General features: G+C 66.7%; 16 protein-coding genes. 4 read left to right on the forward strand and 12 right to left on the reverse strand.

Annotated features, from left to right (window positions below; all coding sequences use genetic code 11):
* Window positions 1-7 precede the first annotated feature (7 nt).
* The gene (locus AB2M62_RS05885; protein ID WP_404338427.1) at window positions 8-391 is read right to left on the reverse strand and encodes an endonuclease domain-containing protein; all 384 of its coding nucleotides are present in this window, start codon (window positions 389-391) and stop codon (window positions 8-10) included.
* A gap of 116 nt (window positions 392-507) precedes the next feature.
* Window positions 508-2,109: a carboxyl transferase domain-containing protein gene (locus tag AB2M62_RS05890; RefSeq protein ID WP_404338428.1), complete on the reverse strand. Its 1,602-nt coding sequence runs from the start codon at window positions 2,107-2,109 to the stop codon at window positions 508-510.
* Window positions 2,110-2,233: 124 nt separating this feature from the next.
* On the opposite strand from AB2M62_RS05890, the gene AB2M62_RS05895 reads away from it, so the two are divergent.
* The 3 genes from AB2M62_RS05895 (at window position 2,234) to AB2M62_RS05905 (ending at window position 5,866) form a co-directional block, all read left to right on the forward strand.
* Entirely contained in the window at window positions 2,234-4,306 is a 2,073-nt protein-coding gene (locus AB2M62_RS05895) for a M13 family metallopeptidase (protein ID WP_404338429.1), read from the forward strand.
* Window positions 4,307-4,335: 29 nt separating this feature from the next.
* Complete coding sequence (locus AB2M62_RS05900; RefSeq protein ID WP_404338430.1) at window positions 4,336-5,502, forward strand: SGNH/GDSL hydrolase family protein; 1,167 nt, start codon at window positions 4,336-4,338, stop codon at window positions 5,500-5,502.
* A 139-nt stretch (window positions 5,503-5,641) separates the two neighbouring features.
* The gene (locus AB2M62_RS05905; protein ID WP_404338431.1) at window positions 5,642-5,866 is read left to right on the forward strand and encodes a hypothetical protein; all 225 of its coding nucleotides are present in this window, start codon (window positions 5,642-5,644) and stop codon (window positions 5,864-5,866) included.
* 62 nt (window positions 5,867-5,928) lie between these two features.
* Here AB2M62_RS05905 and AB2M62_RS05910 read toward each other — a convergent pair whose 3' ends face one another.
* From AB2M62_RS05910 to AB2M62_RS05935, 6 genes are all read right to left on the reverse strand, one after another.
* Window positions 5,929-7,077, reverse strand: a complete 1,149-nt coding sequence (locus AB2M62_RS05910; protein WP_404338432.1) for an isovaleryl-CoA dehydrogenase — start codon at window positions 7,075-7,077, stop codon at window positions 5,929-5,931.
* A gap of 75 nt (window positions 7,078-7,152) precedes the next feature.
* Window positions 7,153-7,509 (reverse strand): Rieske (2Fe-2S) protein, encoded by a 357-nt coding sequence (locus tag AB2M62_RS05915; protein WP_404338433.1) that lies wholly within the window; start codon window positions 7,507-7,509, stop codon window positions 7,153-7,155.
* Window positions 7,506-8,786, reverse strand: a complete 1,281-nt coding sequence (hmgA, locus tag AB2M62_RS05920) for a homogentisate 1,2-dioxygenase (RefSeq protein ID WP_404338434.1) — start codon at window positions 8,784-8,786, stop codon at window positions 7,506-7,508. Before hmgA ends, AB2M62_RS05915 begins: the two co-directional genes overlap by 4 nt.
* Before the next feature lie 234 nt (window positions 8,787-9,020).
* Window positions 9,021-10,070 (reverse strand): 4-hydroxyphenylpyruvate dioxygenase, encoded by a 1,050-nt coding sequence (gene hppD, locus AB2M62_RS05925; protein WP_404338435.1) that lies wholly within the window; start codon window positions 10,068-10,070, stop codon window positions 9,021-9,023.
* 63 nt (window positions 10,071-10,133) lie between these two features.
* The gene (locus AB2M62_RS05930; protein ID WP_404338436.1) at window positions 10,134-11,480 is read right to left on the reverse strand and encodes an FAD/NAD(P)-binding protein; all 1,347 of its coding nucleotides are present in this window, start codon (window positions 11,478-11,480) and stop codon (window positions 10,134-10,136) included.
* A 1-nt stretch (window position 11,481) separates the two neighbouring features.
* The gene (locus AB2M62_RS05935; RefSeq protein ID WP_404338437.1) at window positions 11,482-11,748 is read right to left on the reverse strand and encodes a DUF6356 family protein; all 267 of its coding nucleotides are present in this window, start codon (window positions 11,746-11,748) and stop codon (window positions 11,482-11,484) included.
* A gap of 187 nt (window positions 11,749-11,935) precedes the next feature.
* Between AB2M62_RS05935 and AB2M62_RS05940 the strand changes: the two genes are divergently transcribed.
* A complete protein-coding gene (locus tag AB2M62_RS05940) occupies window positions 11,936-13,612 on the forward strand; it encodes an MFS transporter (protein WP_404338438.1) in 1,677 nt (558 codons plus the stop codon).
* Here AB2M62_RS05940 and AB2M62_RS05945 read toward each other — a convergent pair.
* The 4 genes from AB2M62_RS05945 to AB2M62_RS05960 all read right to left on the reverse strand — a co-directional run bounded on the left by AB2M62_RS05945 (window position 13,609) and on the right by AB2M62_RS05960 (window position 17,472).
* Complete coding sequence (locus AB2M62_RS05945) at window positions 13,609-14,469, reverse strand: NAD(P)-dependent oxidoreductase (protein ID WP_404338439.1); 861 nt, start codon at window positions 14,467-14,469, stop codon at window positions 13,609-13,611. The genes AB2M62_RS05940 and AB2M62_RS05945 overlap by 4 nt on opposite strands.
* A 61-nt stretch (window positions 14,470-14,530) precedes the next feature.
* The gene (nagA, locus tag AB2M62_RS05950) at window positions 14,531-15,691 is read right to left on the reverse strand and encodes an N-acetylglucosamine-6-phosphate deacetylase (protein ID WP_404338440.1); all 1,161 of its coding nucleotides are present in this window, start codon (window positions 15,689-15,691) and stop codon (window positions 14,531-14,533) included.
* Entirely contained in the window at window positions 15,691-16,722 is a 1,032-nt protein-coding gene (locus tag AB2M62_RS05955) for an SIS domain-containing protein (protein ID WP_404338441.1), read from the reverse strand. The genes nagA and AB2M62_RS05955 overlap by 1 nt, the downstream gene beginning before the upstream one ends.
* 6 nt (window positions 16,723-16,728) lie before the next feature.
* Window positions 16,729-17,472, reverse strand: a complete 744-nt coding sequence (locus AB2M62_RS05960; protein WP_404338442.1) for a GntR family transcriptional regulator — start codon at window positions 17,470-17,472, stop codon at window positions 16,729-16,731.
* Window positions 17,473-17,592 lie beyond the last annotated feature (120 nt).

A 17,592-nucleotide genomic window follows, 5' to 3' on the forward strand; every position in this document is an offset into this window, starting at 1 on the left:
CATTCCTTCAAAATCCCTCCCCGGAACGGGGAGGGGGACCGTCCGAAGGACGGTGGAGGGGGCCCCGCTCTCGGCAGGCGACGACAATGCCGGTGATCACGGCACCGAGATCCTTCAGGATCTCCGCGGCGGGAATACGTAGTGTCAGAAAGCCGATCTCGGCGAGCCGCCGGTTACGAACGGTATCGCGTTGCGGCCGATCGCCGCGTTCATGCGCTTCGCTGTCCACTTCGATAGCAAGCCGCGTTTCGAGACAGGCGAAATCAAGCCGATACCCAATCTGCGGGTTTTGCCGCCGGAACCGAAAGCCGCCCGGCTCCTTGCGCAACTGCTGCCAGAGCAGCACCTCGGGGAAGGACATCTGCTTGCGATCGGCGCGGGCCTTCTTCACGTCCTTGATCGGCGCGCGCAGTGCCTTGGGCTGGCGTGGGCCCCCTCCACCACGACGCTGCGCGTCGCGGTCCCCCTCCCCGTTCCGGGGAGGAATTTGAGGACCAGCCCCGCCCATCACATCCGGAACACGCCGAACGCCGGCCGCTCGGGGATCGGGGCGTTGAGGGTCGCCGCCAGCGCGAGGCCCAGCACGTCGCGGGTCTGGGCGGGATCGATGATGCCGTCGTCCCAGAGGCGCGCCGTGGCGTGCCAGGGATTGCCTTCGTCCTCGTAGCGCTGGCGGATCGGCGCCTTGAATGCCTCGGCCTCTTCGGGCGACCATTTCTCGGCATCGCGATGGACGGTGGCGAGTACCGACGCCGCCTGTTCGCCGCCCATCACGCTGATCCGGCTGTTGGGCCAGCTGAACAGGAAGCGCGGCGAATAGGCCCGGCCGCACATCCCGTAATTGCCGGCGCCGAAGCTGCCGCCGATCAGTATGGTGATCTTGGGGACCGTAGCCGTCGCCACTGCCGTCACCAGCTTGGCGCCATGCTTGGCGATCCCCTCCGCCTCGTACTTTCCGCCGACCATGAACCCCGAGATGTTCTGGAGGAACAGCAGCGGCACGCGGCGCTGGCAGGCGAGCTCGATGAAATGCGCGCCCTTTTGCGCGCTCTCGGAGAACAGGATGCCGTTATTGGCGATGATGCCCACCGGCATGCCCCAGATATGCGCGAAGCCGCAGACCAGCGAGCTGCCATAGAGCGCCTTGAACTCGTGGAATTCGCTGCCGTCGACCAGCCGCGCGATCACCTCGTGGACGTCGTAGGGCGCGCGCACATCCTCGGGGACGATGCCGTAAAGCTCTTCCGGCGCATATCTGGGCGGTCGCGGATCGAGCAGCGCGAGGTCGGGCGCGCGATCGGCGGGCAAGTGGCTGACGATGTCGCGGACGATGGTCAGCGCGTGCTCGTCATTCTCGGCGAGGTGATCGACTACGCCGGACTTGCGCGCATGCAAGTCGCCGCCGCCCAGCTCCTCGGCGCTGATCTCCTCGCCGGTCGCGGCCTTGACCAGCGGCGGGCCGGCGAGGAAGATCGTGCCCTGTTCGCGGACGATGACGCTCTCGTCGCTCATCGCGGGAACATAGGCGCCGCCCGCGGTGCAGCTGCCCATCACGCAGGCGACCTGGGGGATGCCCAGCGCCGACATATTGGCCTGGTTGAAGAAGATCCGGCCGAAATGGTCGCGATCGGGGAAGACCTCGGCCTGGTGGGGCAGGTTGGCGCCGCCGCTGTCGACGAGATAGATGCACGGCAGGCGGTTGGCTTCGGCGATCTCCTGCGCGCGGAGATGCTTCTTGACCGTCAGCGGGTAATAGGTGCCGCCCTTCACCGTGGCGTCGTTGCAGACGATCATCACGGTGCGGCCCGAGACGCGGCCGATCCCGGCGATCATGCCCGCGCCGGGGACTTCGCCGTCATAGAGGTCGAAGGCGGCAAGCTGGCCGATCTCGAGGAACGGCGCACCGGGATCGAGCAGTCGCTCGACGCGCTCGCGCGGGAGGAGCTTGCCGCGGCCGGTATGGCGCGTGCGCGAAGCCTCGGAACCGCCGAGCGCCGCCTGGGCGACATCGGCGCGCAACCGCTGTGCCAATGCACGATTGTGCACGGCTCTCGCGCGGAAATCCTCTCCCTCGGGCGATACCTTGCTGTCGAGCACCGGGGCGCTCATTAGGGCATCCTTCCTGTCCTAGTTTTCCCCTTGCCTACAACGCGATGAGACGCTTGGGAAGGTACTGGCGCGCGGCTCGCGGCGAGAGTAGCACGCATCGCGAAGACAATTGGAGAGTTCGCACGTGAAGACTCGCGCAATCCTGTTGGCCGCGCTGCTTGCAACCCCTGCCTGCACGCCGGGGGCGCCCGGGAGCGGCCAGACCCAGGAAGCGGCGGGCAAGGGGGTCGGAGTCGACGTCGCGGGGATCGACAAGCAGGCCAGGCCGGGCGACGATTTCGATCAATATGCCAATGGCGGCTGGCGCGCGAAGACCGAAATCCCGGCCGACCGTTCGAGCACCGGCGTGTTTCTCGAAGTGTTCAACAAGGCCGAGGCGAACAACGTCGCGATCCTGAACGCCGCGCTCAAGGCCAATGCCGCGCCGGGCACCGACCAGCGCCGCATCGCCGACTGGTACAATGCCTATACCGACACTGGCGCGATCGAGCAGCGCGGGCTGACGCCGATGGGGGCCGAGATGGACGCGATCGCCGCGCTGGCCGACAAGAAGGCGCTGTCGGCGATGCTCGGCGGCAATATCCGCGCCGATGTCGATCCCTTGAACGCGTCGAACTTCGAGACCGAGAATCTGTTCGGCATCTTCGTCACCCAGGCGCTCGAGCGGCCGGACACGACGGTGCCCTATCTGCTCCAGGGCGGGCTGGGTCTGCCGGAGCGCGATTACTATCTCTCGGCAAAGCCCGAGATGGCGACGATCCGTGACCAGTACAAAGCCTATATCGGCAAGCTGCTGAGCCTTGCCAACGTCACCGAGCCCGACGCCCGCGCCCAGCGCATCTTCGATCTCGAGGCCAAGATCGCCGCCGTCCACGCGCCGATCACCGAGAGCCAGGACGCGCACAAGGCCAACAATCCCTGGAAGAAGGGCGATTTCGCCACCAAGGCGCCCGGCATCGACTGGGATGCCTTCTGGAATGCGGCATCGCTTGGCCAACAGCAGGATTTCATCGTCTGGCATCCGCGCGCGGTCGCCGGGATCGCCAAGCTGGTCGCCAGCGAGCCGCTCCAGGCCTGGCAGGACTGGCTGACCTTCCACCGCCTCAACGAAGTCACCGACGTGCTGCCGAGCGCGTTCGACCAGGCGCATTTCGAATTCTACAGCCACACGCTCAACGGCCAGCCCAAGCCGCGCCCGCGCGACAAGCGCGCGATCGGCAGCGTCAACAATTGGCTGGGCGATGCGATGGGCCAGCTCTACGCCAAGGACTATTTCCCCGCCTCGTCCAAGACCGACATCCAGACGATGGTGAAGGGCATCCTCGGCGCGTTCGACAAGCGCGTCGCAGCGCTCGACTGGATGGCGCCCGAAACCAAGGCGGAGGCGCGCAAGAAGATCGAAACGATGCAGGTCGGCATCGGCTATCCCGAGGCCTGGCGCAATTACGGCGCGCTCGAGGTCAAGGCAGACGACCCGGTGGGCAATATCCGCCGCGCCCAGCTTGCCGAATATCGCCACCAGCTCGCCAAGATCGGCAAGCCGGTGAACCGCGGCGAATGGTGGATGACGCCGCAGACGGTCAACGCGGTCAACCTGCCGCTGCAGAACGCGCTCAATTTCCCCGCGGCGATCCTGCAGGCGCCCTTCTATGATCCGAATGCCGATGCCGCTTCGAACTATGGCTCGATCGGCGCAGTGATCGGCCACGAGATCAGCCACAGCTTCGACAATCTCGGCGCCGATTTCGATGCGACCGGGCGCCTGCGCAATTGGTGGACCAAGGCCGATCTCGCGCGCTTCGAGGCGGCGGGCGCGGCGCTGGCGGCGCAATATGACGCCTATGAGGTGCTGCCCGGGCTGCACGTCAACGGCAAGCAGACGCTGGGCGAGAATATCGCCGACGTCGCCGGGCTCACCGCGGCCTATGAGGCCTATCATGCCTCGCTCGGCGGCAAGGACGCGCCGGTGATCGGCGGGCTGACCGGCGACCAGCGCTTCTTCCTCGCCTTCGCCCAGAGCTGGCGGGACAAGAGCCGCGAGCAGCAGCTTCGCGGGCGCGTCGCCACCGATGTCCATGCTCCGGCCCGGTTCCGCGCGCAGACGGTGCGCAATCTCGATGCCTGGTATGGCGCGTTCGACGTCAAGGCCGGCGAGAAGCTGTATCTGGCGCCGGACAAGCGCGTGAAGGTCTGGTGATCCGAAACGAAAAATAGAGGGAGGGGTTTATGCGCTGGTTCCAGAGTGCATTGGGCGCGGCTGCGCTGCTGACGGTGGGTGCGGCGCCCGCAGCCGATCCGTGGACGGCGGCATGGACCGCCAGCATGTGGCAGGCGGGCAATGCGGAGCAGCGCCTCGTCGTCGACAATGCGACGATCCGCGCCACGGTGCGCGTCGGCGCGGCGGGCGGCAAGCTGCGGCTGCGCCTCGCCAATGATTATGGCCCGGCGATCGCGATCGGCGCGGCGACCGTGCGCGTCGCCGGCGGCGCGGCCGTGCCGCTGACCTTTGACGGGCAAGGGACGACGACGCTGCCCCAGGGCGCGCCGCTGCTCAGCGACGCCGTCGCGCTGCCGGTCAAGGCGTTCGATCTGGTCGAGATATCGATCTTCCTGCCCGGCCATGCCGAACTCGCGACTGTCCACAATGCCGGTGGCGCGCCGACCTTCGTGTCAGGCCCCGGCGACCACAGCGCCGGCGATTTCACCCCGGTGTCGAAGACTGCGTTCCGCCCGCTGATCGCCGGCATCGACGTGCTCGGCGCCAAAGCGCGGCCAGTCGTCGTCGCCTATGGCGATTCGATCACCGACAATACCGGCTGCGCCAACGAAGCTATGCCGATCTGCCGCTGGGGCGACGTGCTCGGCCGCCGCTTCGCCGCGGCGGGCATGCCGCATGTCGTGGTGACTCAGGCAATCTCGGGCAACCGCATCCTCGCCACCGGTGCGGGCCCGAGTGCGCTGGCGCGGTTCGATCGCGACGTGCTGGCGCTGCCCGGCGTCAGCCATGTCGTGATCCTCGAAGGCATTAACGACATCGGCAATTCGGGCCGGGGCGGCAATCCGGTGGTGACGCCCGCGGCGCTGATCCAGGGCTATCGCCAGCTGATCCAGCGTGCGCACGAGCATGGCATCAAGGTGATCGGGATGACGATCCTGCAATATGAAGGCGCCGGCTATGCCTCGCCCGAAGGCGAGGCGACGCGCGTCGCGGTCAACAACTGGATGCGCAGTTCCAGGGCGTTCGACGCGGTGATCGACATGGAAAAGGTGGTCGCCGATCCCGCCAATCCCAAGCGGCTGGCGAGCGCGCTCCAGGGCGGCGACAATCTCCATCCCAATGGCCGCGGCGAAACGGCGATGGGCGAGGCGATCGATCTCAAGCTGTTCAAGTGATCCGCTGGCCTCTTCCTTTCGGGGGAGGGGCCAGGGCGGCGCCAGTCTGGGCGGTTCGCGTGCGGCAATCGCGGACCAAATGTAGAAGGGCAGCTAGCGCCCAATTGCGGACATGCCCACCTAGAGGCATACTTCGCTGATGGAGCACGATGACGTAGTCGATCAGACAACCTTTGCGCGCTATGTTTCGAGCCTGCGTGCCGAGTTGGACGATCCCTCAGGCTCGGGAAAGTGGGAAAACGTCGACCTACGTTCCTTCCTTGAGGCCATGGCCGCGTGGTCGAACGATTGGAGCGAACCTGCGGACAGCAATCCTTGGCGCCATGCCGCCCGCATCTTAGCTGCCGCGTTGATCTACGAATAAGAAATGTCGGCTAGCCACCAATAGCGGCCGTTTGTACCGTAGCGATCTTGACCTGAATTAGCTCAGCCGCCGACCAACTCGCGCCCGATCAGCATGCGGCGGATCTCGTTGGTGCCGGCGCCGATGTCGAGCAGCTTGGCGTCGCGGGCGAAGCGTTCGACGGGCCAGTCCTTGGTGTAGCCGGCGCCGCCCAGCGCCTGGATCGCTTCGAGCGAGACCTTTACGGCGTTCTCGCTGGCCAGCAGGATCGCGCCGGCCGCGTCGAAGCGCGTCGTCTTGCCCGCGTCGCATGATTTGGCGACGGCATAGACATAGGCGCGGGCGCTGTTGAGCGCGACGTACATGTCGGCCACCTTGGCCTGCATCAGCTGGAAATGGCCGATCGGCTGGCCGAATTGCTTGCGTTCGCGCAGATAGGGCAGGACGACATCGAGGCAGGCCTGCATGATGCCGAGCTGGATGCCGGCAAGCACGGTGCGCTCATAATCGAGCCCCGACATCAGCACGCCGACGCCGCCGTTGAGCGGCCCCATCACATTCTCGTCGGGCACTTCGCAATCGGTGAAGACCAACTCGGCGGTGGGCGAGCCGCGCATGCCCATCTTGTCGATCTTCTGGCCGATGGCGAAGCCGGGCATGTCCTTCTCGATCAGGAAGGTGGTGATCCCGCGCGACCCTTCACCGGTCTTGGCATAGACTACCAGCGTATCGGCATAGGCGGCGTTGGTGATCCAGAATTTGGTGCCGTTGAGGACGTAGCCGCGATCGGTCTTCGCGGCGCGCAGCTTCATGCTGACCACGTCGGAACCGGCGCCGGCCTCCGACATGGCGAGCGACCCGATATGCGCGCCCGAGATCAGCTTGGGGAGATATTTGGCCTTTTGCTCGGGGTTCGCCCAGCGGCGGATCTGGTTGACGCACAGATTGGAGTGGGCGCCATAGCTCAGCCCGATCGAGGCGGAGGCGCGGGCGACTTCCTCCTGCGCGATGACATGCTCGAGATAGCCCAGCCCGAGGCCGCCAAATTCCTCCTCGACGGTGATGCCGTGCAGCCCGAGTTCGCCCATCGCCGGCCATAGCTCGCGCGGGAACCAGTCTTCGGCGTCGATCCTGGCGGCGAGCGGCTCGATCTGCTCCTTGGCGAAGCGCCGCGTGGTGTCGCGGATCATGTCGGCATTGTCGCCGAGCGCGAAATCGAAATCGGGGGTCATCGGCATCCTCTCAGGCGTGACAGTATTACTGTCCTATTGCGTCCCTAATCCCGCATTTCGCGCCGTGGGGCAAGGTCAGGCGGTGACCAGCATCCCGTCGCGCACCGCCACCGGCCAGGGCCGGAGCCGCGCGCCGGTGCACGGTCCGCCGATGCAGATGCCGTCCTCGATCCGGTAGAGCGCGCCGTGCCAGCTGCACTGGATCAGCGCGCCGTCGGGCGTGAGATAGGCGTCGAGCGTCTGCGCGAGCGGCAGCGCCATATGCGCGCACAGATCGACATAGCCGTGGACTGCCTCGCCCTGGCGCACGACGAAGCCGTGGAATCGGCCGGCGCGCAGCTCGAGGACGAAATTGCGGGCGCTGCCGTCGGGGATCAGATCAAGCGGGCCGAGGGTAACGTTCCTCGGCGTCTCAATGAGGCGTTCGCTCACTTCGGCAACACCGCCTTGGGAAAGCCCTTCCACGCCGCGTCATAATCGGGCTGGGCATGCTCCAGCGCATAGACCGTTGGCCGATACGGCCAGCAGGTCTCGACCATGAATGCCATCGTGCCCTCGATCTTGTGTGGCTTGAGCGCGGCGTTGCTCGCCCCCTGCCAGCTCGCCAGATCGGGGCCGTGCCCGGCCATCAGATTGTGGAGCGACAGCCCACCGGGCGCGAAGCCTTCGGCCTTGGCGTCATAGGCGCCGTGGATCAGCCCCATCGCTTCGGACATGATGTTGCGGTGGAACCAGGGCGGGCGGAACGTGTCTTCGGCGACCATCCAGCGCGGCGGGAAGATCACGAAATCGGCGTTGGCCCGGCCCGGCACGTCGCTGGGCGAAGTGAGCACCGTGAAGATCGACGGATCGGGATGGTCGAAGCTGACACTGTTGATCGTGTTGAACCGGGCGAGATCGTAGCGCCAGGGTGCCAAATTGCCGTGCCAGGCGACGACGTCGAGCGGGCTGTGGTCGAGATGCGTGATCCACAGGCTGCCAAGATGCTTCTGGATCACTTCGAAGGTCTCGTCGCGATCCTCGAACCAGGCGGTGGGGGTCTCGAAATCGCGTGGATTGGCCAGGCCGTTGGCGCCGATCGGCCCGAGATCGGGCAGGCGGAACAGCGCGCCATGGTTCTCGGCGACATAGCCGGTCGCGCTGCCATCGGGCAGCAGCGCGCGGAAGCGCACCCCGCGCGGGACCAGCGCGATCTGGCCGGGGGCGATGTCGATGCGGCCGAGCTCGGTAAGCAAGGTCAGGCGCCCGGCCTGGGGGATGAACAGCAACTCGCCGTCCGCGTCGAAGAAAACGCGCGCCTCCATGTCCTGGTTGGCGGCATAGACATGCACTGCAACCCCTTCGAGGTCGGCCGGATCGCGGTTGGCGAGCATCGTCGTCATGCCGTCGACCAGATCGGTGCCAGGGGCGGGGGCTTCGAACGGATCCCAGCGCAACCGATTGGGGGGCAGGGGATCGGCTGCCGTGCCCGGCGCGAAGCGGGCGGCGCCGGTATAGCGCGTATAAGGCGGGTGCTCGGCGGTGGGGCGCAGGCGATAGAGCCAGGAGCGGCGATTCTCGTGGCGTGGCGCAGTGAATGCCGTGCCCGAAAGCTGCTCGGCATAGAGGCCGAATGCGGGCTTTTGCGGCGAATTGCGGCCGATCGGGAGCGCGCCGGGCACGGCCTCGGTCGCGATATGGTTGCCGAAACCGGGGAAATATTCGGGCATGCGCCGTTCCCTGAACCTTTGCGTGAAGTTGGATGAGGGGGCTGCCGTGCGGCGCCCCCTCATCCTCCTGCGGCTTTAGGGCCCGGTTGATCCAGGCTCCCCTCTCCAAACTCTATAACCCGCGAGCCCGTCGGTCCCGGCAAAGCCGGCCCCTTTGGGCACGCTCGCCGTGCCGGCCGGTCGACGGCGGCGCCTTCGCGCCGCATCGCGGATCAAGCATGGCTTGATCCTTGATCAGGCGTCGACCTTGATAACACCGCGGCGGATCTGGTCGAGCTCGATGCTTTCGAACAGCGCCTGGAAATTGCCGTTGCCAAAGCCTTCATTGCCCTTGCGCTGGATGATCTCGAAGAAGATCGGACCGAACATGTTCTCGGTGAAGATCTGGAGCAGGATGCCCTCTTCGCCGACATTGCCGTCGATCAGGATGCGGTTGCGGCGGAGGCGCTCGAGATCCTCGCCATGCCCGGGCACCCGCTTGTCGACCAGCTCGTAATAGGTCTCGATCGTATCCTGGAGCTTAACGCCGCGCGCGCGCAGCCGCTCGACCGTGTCGAAGATGTCGTCGGTGGTCAGCGCGAGATGCTGGATCCCCTCGCCATGATATTCGCGGATGAACTCCTCGATCTGGCTCTTGTCGTCCTGGCTCTCGTTCAAGGGGATGCGGATCGCCTTGTCGGGCGCGATCATCGCCTGGCTGAACAGGCCGGTGGCCTGGCCCTTGATGTCGAAATACTTCTGCTCCTCGAAGCCGAAGAGCGTCTTGTAGAATTCGGACCACACCCGCATCTGGCCGCGGCGGACATTGTGGGTGAGGTGATCGAGCAGGTCGAGCCCGACATTGTTCTCCGCCTCGGCCTGCTGCCAGCCGGGGATTTCGGTCCAGTCGGCGTAGAGGTCCTCGCCGTCCTTGATAAAATAGAGATACGAGCCGCCGATGCCCTCGATCACGGTGTCGTCCTCGGCCGTGCGCTTGGCGCCATGCTCGAGTGCCCAGGCCATCGCGGCCGCGGGATCGGCGACGCGGAACGCCATCGCGCTGGCCGAGGGGCCATGCGCCGCGCGGAACTCGGCGACGCGGCCGCTCTCGTCGCGGTTGAGCATGAGGTTGATGCGGCCCTGCTTGTAGCGGGTGATCGCCTTGCGCGGATGCCTGTGGCTGGCAACGAAGCCCATCTGCTCGAACTGGCGCGCCATCGCGTCGGGATCGGGCGAGGTGAATTCGACGAACTCGAAGCCGTTGAGGCCCAAAGGATTGGCAAGCGGATTGGCTGTATCGATCATGCAGCGCAAATACGCGCGTCCGCGGGATAGTGTCAATTGATACTATCCCGGTTGGGCGCGGTACTAGAGCCCTTCGCCGCCGACCCAATGCGCGTTGGACAGCCGCCGGGCGACGTTCCAGGTCTGGGTACGGATATCGGGCACCGCGACGATTTCCCAAAAGGCGCCTCGGGTCATCGGACCGAGCGCATAGAGATTGGCGTTGGCTTCGCCCGCGGCGTTAATCGTCTGGCCTTGATTGTCGACATCGATGCCCAGATGTGCCGCGTCCGGCCGGATCACCCCGCGCCCGGCGAGCGTGCGCAGCAGCGGCTCATCGGTGCGGTTGAGGTCGCCCAGGGGGCCGGTGCAATTGACGATCCGCTGGACCGACATCGTTTCGGCCGCGTCCTGGCCGCGGCGGCGGAGCTTCACGTCGATGCCCGCGGGTGTCTCCGAAAAGCTAAGCGTCTTGCCGGCGATCACGTCGAGCTGGCCGCGCTCGATCACTGCCATCAGCCGGGCATGGACTTCGGGCGCGAGACGGTGGCGATGGACGTCCCACCAGGGCCGCAGATGGCGCAGGAAGCGGCCGCGCTCGGCCTCGCTGGCATTGCCCCACATCGCCTGCGTGAAGGGGCGGAGCTCGTCGACTGCGTTGCGCCAGCCGATCGCCCCGCCGCGCGCGCGCAGATCGTGGACGAGCTGCGAGGCGGTGGTGGCGGGGCGCTCGGCGAGCTTGTCCCAATCGCTGCCCGGCGCATGGCTGCGCGGCAGCAGGCCGCGGCGCGAGAGGGCGACGATGCGGCCCCTGAACCCGCGCGCATCGAGCAACAGCACGACGTCGATCATCGTGAGGCCGGTGCCGATCACCAGCACGGTATCCTCGTCGGTAAGGCCCTCGGGGACGCTCGCATCCCAGGGATCGCCTTTGTATCGGCTCGGCGACAGCATTTCGGGATCGAGCCCGGGCGGATCGTGCGGCGGCAGGTTGCCGACGGCGAGCACGGCGGCGTCGGCCCGGATCGTGCCGCCCTTGAGGCGGATCTGCACATCCTTGGCGAAATCGAGATCCTCAACCTCGTCGCGCACCAGCGTGAGCCGATCGCCCGAATCGCACAGTGCCGCCTCGAGCAGCTCGCGCAGATACTCGCCATACGTGACGCGCGGGATGAATGCGGTCGCGGCATCCTTTACGCCGCGCCCCTCCAGCCAGCGGACGAAGTGCGACGGATCGTCGGGGAAGGCGCTCATATTGCCGGCGCGGACGTTGAGCACATGGCTCGGATGCGCGGCGCCATATGCCAGGCCGGTGCCCGCCACCGGCGCACGCTCGATCAGCGTTGCGCGGGGCCCTTCGTGGCGGAGCAGGTTGATCGCCTGCAGCGTGCCGGAAAACCCGGCACCGATGATCGCGACATGTTCGATCACGTCAGATTTCGTATTCGATCTGCCACTCGGGCTGCTCATAGGCCGGCTTGCGCGCGGCCATGCCGGGCTGCCGCGCCAGCATCTGGCCATAGAGCCGCTTCACGGCATCGCTGGCAGTGCGCACGAACAGCGACGGAAAGATCGCATGGACGACGCAGGCGGCGCCGCCCACGATCATGGTGAAGCCGAACCGCGCCGCAGTGGCGGCATGCTCGCCATAGCTTTCGCCGACAGCGCGCGGGTGAGACAGGAAGAAGCGATCGAACATGGCATGCGTTTACCGCGGCAGGAAGCGGGTGTGAAGCACAGCTTTCGCTCGGCGAAGCTTGGCTTTGCCTGCATTTGGCTTGCAATCCTCCGCCGGAATGGCCGAACCTGCCGGTGAGGCGCCGAAGAGCGCGGCACGAACGGGGTTCCAGCCTCAAGGGCTGGCCAGCGATACAAAGGGAGCGAGGATGGCCGAGGAAGCGCTCGCCGCGCCGCATGTGGCGACTGGCAAGGAAAAGATGGTGATCGCGGCGTCGTCGCTGGGCACCGTTTTCGAATGGTATGATTTCTATCTCTACGGCCTGCTCGCCACGACGATCTCGGCGCAGTTCTTCGCCGGAGTGAACGAAACCACTGCCTTTATCTTCGCGCTCGCCGCCTTTGCCGCAGGGTTCGCAGTGCGGCCGTTCGGCGCGCTCGTCTTCGGGCGGATCGGCGACCTGGTCGGGCGCAAGAACACCTTCCTCGTCACCATGGGCATCATGGGCGGCTCCACCTTCGCGGTCGGCCTGCTGCCCAATTTCGCCACGGCCGGCGTGTTCGCGCCGATCCTGCTGGTGACGCTGCGCGTGCTCCAGGGGCTGGCATTGGGCGGGCAATATGGTGGCGCTGCCACCTATGTTGCCGAACACGCTCCGAACGGAAAGCGCGGGCTCTACACGAGCTGGATCCAGACCACGGCGACGCTCGGCCTGTTCGCCTCGCTGCTGGTGGTGATCGGCACGCGCTCGACGGTGGGCGAGGCGGCGTTCTCCGCCTGGGGCTGGCGGATACCGTTTCTCGCCTCGGTGCTGCTGCTCGGCGTGTCGCTCTGGGTGCGGCTCCAGCTCAACGAGAGCCCGATCTATGCCCGGATGAAGGCGAGCGGCACGACTTCCAAGGCGCCGCTGACCGAGAGCTTCCTGCGCTGGGGCAATCTGCGCATCGTGCTGATTGCGCTGTTCGGCGCCGTCGTGGGGCAGGCGGTGGTCTGGTACACCGGCCAGTTCTACGCGCTGTTCTTCCTCGAAAAGACGCTCAAGGTCGATGGGATGACGGCGAACGTGTTGATCGCCATCGCGCTGGCGCTCGGCACGCCGTTCTTCGTGTTCTTTGGCTGGTTGAGCGACAAGATCGGCCGCAAGCCGATCATCCTGGCGGGGTGCCTGCTGGCCTCGCTGACCTATTTCCCGCTGTTCCACGCGCTGACCCAGGCGGCGAACCCGGCACTGGCCGAGGCGCAGGCCAAGGCGCCGGTGACCGTCGTCACCCATGACGCGCGCTGCTCCTTCCAGTTCGATCCGGTCGGCAAGAACAAGTTCGACAGCACCGCCTGCGACGTCGCCAAGGCCTATCTCGCCAAGGCGGGCGTGCCTTATCGGCAGGAGGCGCTGGCCGACGCCAACGATCTTTCCGACGAGGTTTCGGTGCGGATCGGCGGCGAAAACCTGGTGGCGCCATCGACGGCGATGTTGGCCGACACCACGCAGCGCAAGGCGCAGATCACTTCGTTCCAGGCGACGCTGCATACCGCGCTTGTCCAGGCAGGCTATCCTGCCGCCGCCGATCCCGATCGGATCAACAAGCCGATGGTTGTGGCGATCCTGTTCGCCCTCGTGGTGCTGGTGACGATGGTTTACGGCCCGATCGCCGGCATGCTGGTCGAGCTGTTCCCGAGCCGGATCCGCTACACCTCGATGTCGCTGCCCTATCACCTCGGCAATGGCTGGTTCGGCGGCTTCCTGCCGGCGACGGCCTTTGCGATGGTCGCGGCGACAGGGGATATCTATTACGGGCTCTGGTATCCCGTCGTCGCCGCCGCGATCACGTTGGTGATCGGGTTGCTGCTGCTACCCGAGACCTTCCGTAACAAGATCGAGGATTAGATCGCCGAGACGAGGGCGGCGACATCGACGTCGTCGCCTTCGCGCGCAATCGTGTCGGCAAGGTGCGCCTTGACGATGTCGAGCACCGGCAGGTTCGCGCCCAGCGCCGCGGCCGCTTCGCCGGCGAGCCGCATGTCCTTGAGCCCCAGCGGCGCGCTGAACCCGGCGGGGCGAAAGCGCTGCTCGGCGATCAGCGGGCCATAGATGCCGTGGAAGGTGCCGTTGAACAGCGTGCCGGTGAGCACTTCGAGCATCGCCGCGCGCGAAATGCCGCCGCGTTCGCCCAGCGCGATCGCCTCGCCCATCACTTCGACGCTGCCCATGATCATGAAATTGCCCGCGAGCTTGACCAGGTTCGCCGCCGAGGGCGTATCGCCGACGCGATAGGTCGCGCGCCCGATCACCTCGAAGATCGGCGCGGCATCGTCGAGCGCTGCGGCCTCGCCCGCGGCGACGACCCAGAGCTGCCCCGCCGCGGCCGCTGCGGGGCGGCCGAATACCGGCGCCGAGACGAAGCGCTGGCCGTGCTCGGCATGCAGCGCGGCGAGGCGATCGGCGGTCGCGACGGCGATCGTGCTGTGCGAGATATGGAGCGCGCCTTTCGGCAAGCCGGCGAGCAGGCCGTCGGGCCCCGTGAGCACGGCGTCGAGCGCGGCATCGTCGGCGACCATCGTCAGTGCCGCATCGGCGCCTTGCGCGGCGGCCGAGGGCGTGGCGGCAAGCGTCGCGCCCTGTTCGACAAGGGGCGCGGCCTTGCCGGGCGAACGGTTCCACAGGCGGACCTCGTGCCCCGCCGCGATCAGATTGGCGGCGATGCCCAGGCCCATTTGGCCCAGGCCGAGAACGGCGATCTTCATGGTGGCGAACCTTCCGAATGTGTCCGGAGCGATATGGCGCGCCGTTCGCGCAGGTAAAGGGCTAGGCTGTCGCCGTTTCGCGTTCGTGCTGCACGGCGCCGCCGATCCAGGTGGCGGTGACGTGCAGCGTTTCGTCGAGCGCGACCAAGTCGGCGCGGTAGCCCGGGGCGATGCTGCCGAGTTCACCGGCAAGGCCGAGGAAGCGGGCCGGCGAGTGGCTCGCCATCGTCACTGCGGTTTCGAGCGTGGTGCCGAGGCTGGCGACGCTGTTGCGCACCGCGCTCGCCATGTCGAGGTTGGAGCCGGCGATCGTGCCGCTATCGTCGGTCACCGCGCTGCCGCGGACATGGATCCGGCGACCCTGGAGCACAAACTCGTCGGAATCATAGCCAACCGAGGGCATTGCGTCGGTAACGAGCATCAACGTCTCGATCGGCTTGCAGCGAAGCGCAATGCGCAACGTTGCCGCGGCGACGTGATGGCCATCGACGATGATTCCGCAGACCAGCTCGTCGCGTTCGAGCGAGGCGCCGACCATACCTGGCGCGCGCGAGGCGAGCGGTGACATTGCGTTGAACAAATGCGTGACGCCGGTGATGCCGGCTTCGACGCCGGTGATCGCCTGCTCATAGGTGGCGTTGCTGTGCCCGGCGGCGACGATGACGCCGGCATCGACCAGGCGCCGGATCGTCTCCGGCGTCGTCCGCTCGGGGGCGAGCGTGACCAGCGTCTTGCCGCGCTTGAGCGAGGTCAGCGCGGCGAAGCCCTCCTCGTCGAGCGTGCGGATCTTCTCGGCGCGATGGATGCCGCGGCGATCGGTGTTGAGGAACGGTCCCTCGATATGGATGCCGAGCACGCCTGGGACGCCGGCCTCGATCGCGGCATCGACGGCCTCGACGGCGCGGCGGACCACCGCAATGTCGTCGCTGATCAGAGTCGGCAGGAAGCCGGTGGTGCCATAGTGGCGGTGGGCCTTGCCGATCGCTGCGATTCCCTCGACGCTTGGCGCGTCGTTGAACAGCACCCCGGCGCCGCCATTGACCTGTGTATCGATGAATCCGGGCACGAGCAGCGCGCCGGCGAGGTCCTGGCGCTCGGCATCGGCGGGCACGTCGCGCGCGGCGACGATCGCGGCGATGCGATCGCCTTCGACAAGCACGGCAACGTCGTCGCGGATGCCGTCCGCAGTGAGCACGCGGCCATTTACGAGAGCGATGGCCATCAGACGGTCTCGGTCACCTTGCGAAGGAGCGGGGGATGGTCGGGATCGAGCCCGCGGCGCAGCGATAGCGCGTTGGCGGCGCGATAAAAGGCCTGGATCTGCAGCATCGGCTCGATCGCGGGATGCGCGGACGGGTGGGGGAGCTGGACCGCGCCGGGCACCGCCCCGCCGCTGACGATCACTTCGCCGCCGCGCGCGAGCACTTCGGCGACGAGTTCGTCGACGCCGTCGGCGGTCTCGTCGGCCTGGCGGAAGACGAGCAGCGGGAAGCCCGGGCCGACCAGCGCCATCGGGCCGTGCCGGACCTCGGCGGCGCTGAACGCCTCGGCGTGGAGCCCGCAAGTCTCTTTGAACTTGAGCGCGGCTTCCTGGGCGACGCCGAAGCCGATGCCGCGGCCGATAACGTAGAGGCCGCGCGCGTCGGCGAGCCGCTCGACCAAGGGCGACCAGTCGGCGGCCCAGGCCTGTTCGAGCTGCGCCGGCGCGCCGCGCAGTGCCTCGAGCAGCGCGGTGTCCTCGGCCCAGTGGCCGACCAGATGGAGCAGCGCGGCGAGGCTGGCGATGTACGACTTGGTCGCGGCAACGCTCAGTTCGGGACCGGCGTGGAGCGAGAAGAAGGCGTCCGACTCGGTTGCGAGCGGCAACTCGGGGGTATTGACCAAGGCGAGGCTGCGCGCGCCGCCTTCGCGGGCAGCGCGCATCGTCGCGAGGATGTCCGGACTCTTGCCCGATTGCGAGATGCCGATCGCCAGCATGTCGGCGAGGTTGGCCGAGGCACCATATACCGACGACACTGATGGCGCGGCGGACGTGGTGAGGATGCCCAGGCGAGTCTCGATCAGATATTTGCCGAAGGTGGCGGCGTGATCCGAGCTGCCGCGCGCGCAAGTGAGCACGCCGCGGATCGCGGCCTGACGGAGCTGCTGGGCATAGGCAGCGACCGGGCCATCATTGGCGGCAAGCTGGCGGCGGACGGTTTCTGCAGCTTCGCCGGCTTCGGCGAACATGCGGGTCGATTCAGGATTGGTCATGATTTCTCAGGCTCGCGTGTCGAGTTCGGCGACGAAGTCATAGGCGTCACCACGGTACCAGCTCTGCGTCGCTTCGATGACGCGGCCATCGGCGAGGAAACCCCGCCGTTCGATATAAAGTCCCGGGGCGCCTGCTTCGATCCCGAGCAGCGTGGCCTGATCGGCATTGAACAGCACCGCCCGCAATCGCTGAAGCGCGCGCACCGGGCGATGGCCATTGGCTTCCAGCGCCGCATAGAGCGATGAGCCCACTGCCTCGGGGTTGTCGAGCCCGAAGCCGGGGATGGCCGTATATTCGAGCGCCATCGCGACATCGTCGGCATAGCGGATGCGATTGAAGCGGAGCACTGCGGTGCCCGGGCTCAGCCCGAGAGTGAGCGACTCGTCGGGGGTGACCGCACCGGCGCTGCGCCCGATCCATTCGCTGCGCACGACCTGGCCGCGCGCCGCCATGTCTTCGGAGAAGGAGGAGAGCTTGGCAAACTGCTTCTCGACGCGGCTGGCGACGAAGGTGCCGGCGCCGTGACGGCGGATCAGCAAGCCTTCATCGACCAGCGTATCGAGCGCCTTGCGCAGCGTGATCCGCGACACCGACAGGTCGGCGGCAAGGTCGCGCTCGGCCGGCAGCGCCTCGTTGGGCTTGAGCACCTGATCGCGCAGCGCCTCGCGCAGAGCGTCCTCGATCCGGCGATAGAGCGGACCTCCACCCGCCCCATCGAGCGGTCGTATCTTTTCGGCCAGAAGCGGCATCTTGGTTCCCACCATTGGGCGTGTGCGTGTTCGACGCAACACTAATACCAATAAAATACCACATGCCAGCAAAAAAGTGCGCAGAGACGTCACATTATTGAAAGAATCCCTCTTGACGAG

The sequence above is a fragment of the Sphingomonas sp. MMS12-HWE2-04 genome (assembly GCF_044881185.1).
GTDB lineage: Bacteria > Pseudomonadota > Alphaproteobacteria > Sphingomonadales > Sphingomonadaceae > Sphingomonas.

What these genes read in the sequence shown, in the direction of transcription:
- nagA (WP_404338440.1), bottom strand. Translation starts at nt 15,691, where the DNA reads ATGGCCATCGCTCTCGTAAATGGCCGCGTGCTCACTGCGGACGGCATC.
- hmgA (WP_404338434.1), bottom strand. Translation starts at nt 8,786, where the DNA reads ATGCCCGAATATTTCCCCGGTTTCGGCAACCATATCGCGACCGAGGCC.
- hppD (WP_404338435.1), bottom strand. Translation starts at nt 10,070, where the DNA reads ATGATCGATACAGCCAATCCGCTTGCCAATCCTTTGGGCCTCAACGGC.
- AB2M62_RS05905 (WP_404338431.1), top strand. Translation starts at nt 5,642, where the DNA reads ATGGAGCACGATGACGTAGTCGATCAGACAACCTTTGCGCGCTATGTT.
- AB2M62_RS05935 (WP_404338437.1), bottom strand. Translation starts at nt 11,748, where the DNA reads ATGTTCGATCGCTTCTTCCTGTCTCACCCGCGCGCTGTCGGCGAAAGC.
- AB2M62_RS05945 (WP_404338439.1), bottom strand. Translation starts at nt 14,469, where the DNA reads ATGAAGATCGCCGTTCTCGGCCTGGGCCAAATGGGCCTGGGCATCGCC.
- AB2M62_RS05955 (WP_404338441.1), bottom strand. Translation starts at nt 16,722, where the DNA reads ATGACCAATCCTGAATCGACCCGCATGTTCGCCGAAGCCGGCGAAGCT.
- AB2M62_RS05900 (WP_404338430.1), top strand. Translation starts at nt 4,336, where the DNA reads ATGCGCTGGTTCCAGAGTGCATTGGGCGCGGCTGCGCTGCTGACGGTG.
- AB2M62_RS05940 (WP_404338438.1), top strand. Translation starts at nt 11,936, where the DNA reads ATGGCCGAGGAAGCGCTCGCCGCGCCGCATGTGGCGACTGGCAAGGAA.
- AB2M62_RS05890 (WP_404338428.1), bottom strand. Translation starts at nt 2,109, where the DNA reads ATGAGCGCCCCGGTGCTCGACAGCAAGGTATCGCCCGAGGGAGAGGAT.
- AB2M62_RS05960 (WP_404338442.1), bottom strand. Translation starts at nt 17,472, where the DNA reads ATGCCGCTTCTGGCCGAAAAGATACGACCGCTCGATGGGGCGGGTGGA.
- AB2M62_RS05910 (WP_404338432.1), bottom strand. Translation starts at nt 7,077, where the DNA reads ATGACCCCCGATTTCGATTTCGCGCTCGGCGACAATGCCGACATGATC.